Annotated in this window: 2 protein-coding genes and 1 pseudogene; 2 read left to right on the top strand and 1 reads right to left on the bottom strand. The window is 69.5% G+C overall.

The window, feature by feature from the left end; genetic code table 11:
• Positions 1-122: 122 nt before the first annotated feature.
• Positions 123-333 (bottom strand): annotated as a pseudogene (locus TX83_RS13495) (rubredoxin).
• Positions 334-381: 48 nt separating this feature from the next.
• Here TX83_RS13495 and thiE point away from each other — a divergent pair.
• Positions 382-1,023: a thiamine phosphate synthase gene (gene thiE / locus TX83_RS13490; RefSeq protein ID WP_064748479.1), complete on the top strand. Its 642-nt coding sequence runs from the start codon at positions 382-384 to the stop codon at positions 1,021-1,023.
• On the top strand, positions 1,016-1,811 hold a 796-nt coding region (locus tag TX83_RS23920), incomplete at its 3' end, for a glutamate-1-semialdehyde 2,1-aminomutase (protein WP_261370130.1). The genes thiE and TX83_RS23920, both read left to right, overlap by 8 nt.

The raw sequence follows: 1,811 nt of genomic DNA, 5'->3' as shown, positions 1-1,811 counted from the left end.
CGCTACTGGCAGGACGGCAGCGGATCGGTCCGCAAATTCACCGCCAGGCCCGGATGCCACATGAACGAAAAGGCCCGCGCAGTCGCGCGGGCCGTTCGGCGATGCGGGAGGGACTTAGCCACTCAGACCTGCATCATCTCGAAGTCGTCCTTGGTCACCCCGCAATCGGGGCAGGTCCAGGTATCCGGCACGTCTTCCCAGCGCGTGCCCGGGGCCAAGCCCTCTTCCGGCAAGCCCTTGGCTTCGTCGTAGATGAAGCCGCAGACGACACACATCCAGGTGCGGTAGGCGGTGGTCGCGGCGGACTCGGACATGGGCGGATAATGCGTGGATTGCGGGACGCGCATTGTCCCATTCCGCCCTCCCCTACGGAAGCCGCCCATGACCTCCCGCTGGCCGCGCCGCGGCCTGTATGCGATCACGCCCGACGAAGCCGACACCCCGCGTCTGCTGCGCCGGGTCGAAGCCGTGCTGGGCGCCGGCGCGCACTGGCTGCAATACCGCAACAAAGCCGCCGACGCCGCGCTGCAACGCGCTCAGGTGCAGGCGCTGCAGCCGCTGTGCCGCGCCCACGGCGTGCCGCTGATCGTCAACGACGACTGGCGCCTGGCCGCCGAGCTCGGCGCCGATGGCGCGCACCTGGGCGAGGACGACGGCGAACTGCCCGCCGCGCGCGTCGCGCTCGGCAGCCGGGCCATCCTCGGCGCCTCTTGCTACGACGACATCGCCCTGGCTCGCGCCGCCGCCGCGCAGGGCGCCAGCTATGTCGCGTTCGGCGCGTTTTTCGTTTCGCCGACCAAGCCGCATGCGCGCCGCGCTTCGCCCGCGTTGCTCGCGCAGGCGGCGGCGCTGGGGCTGCCGCGGGTGGCGATCGGCGGCATCGCCCCGGACAATGCCCGGCCGCTGGTCGATGCGGGCGCCGACCTGCTCGCGGTCATCAGCGGCGTGTTCGACGCCCCCGACCCGGCCGCCGCGGTACGCGCCTACCTTTCCTGTTTCGAAGAAGACTCCCGCCATGACTAACGCTCGTTCCCACGATCTGTTCACCCGCGCCCAGGCGCTGATTCCCGGCGGCGTCAATTCGCCGGTGCGCGCGTTCAAGTCGGTCGGCGGCGAACCATTCTTCGCCCAGCGCGCCGACGGCGCCTATCTGTACGACGTCGACGGCAACCGTTACGTCGACTACGTCGGCTCGTGGGGGCCGATGATCGCCGGTCATGCGCATCCGCAGGTGCTGGCCGCGGTCGAACGCACCATGCGCGACGGCCTCAGTTTCGGCGTGCCGAACGCGCTGGAAGTGACCATGGCCGAAGTCATCACCCGGATCGTGCCGAGCTGCGAAATGGTGCGGATGGTGAACTCCGGCACCGAGGCGACGTTGTCGGCGATCCGGGTCGCCCGCGGCGCCACCGGCCGCAGCCGCATCGTCAAGTTCGAGGGCTGCTACCACGGTCACGGCGACAGCTTCCTGGTCAAGGCCGGCAGCGGGGTCATGACCCTGGGCCTGCCGAATTCGCCGGGCGTGCCCTCGGCCCTGGCCGACCTCACCCTGACCCTGCCCTACAACGATTTCGACGCCGCAACGAAGCTGTTCGACGAAGCCGGCGGCGAAATCGCCGGACTGATCATCGAACCCATCGTCGGCAACGCCAACTGCATCCTGCCTCGCGAAGGCTATCTGCAGCACCTGCGCGAGCTGTGCACGAAGCACGGCACCGTGCTGATCTTCGACGAGGTGATGACCGGCTTCCGCGTCGCTCTGGGCGGCGCTCAGGAGCGCTACGGCATCGCTCCGGACCTGAGCACCTTCG

Source organism: Lysobacter antibioticus HS124 (genome assembly GCF_000336385.2).
Lineage (GTDB): Bacteria > Pseudomonadota > Gammaproteobacteria > Xanthomonadales > Xanthomonadaceae > Lysobacter > Lysobacter firmicutimachus.
Note: the sequence above shows the minus strand (reverse complement) of the source record. Positions and strands in the feature narration are given on the sequence as shown.

What these genes read in the sequence shown, in the direction of transcription:
- thiE (WP_064748479.1), top strand. Translation starts at nt 382, where the DNA reads ATGACCTCCCGCTGGCCGCGCCGCGGCCTGTATGCGATCACGCCCGAC.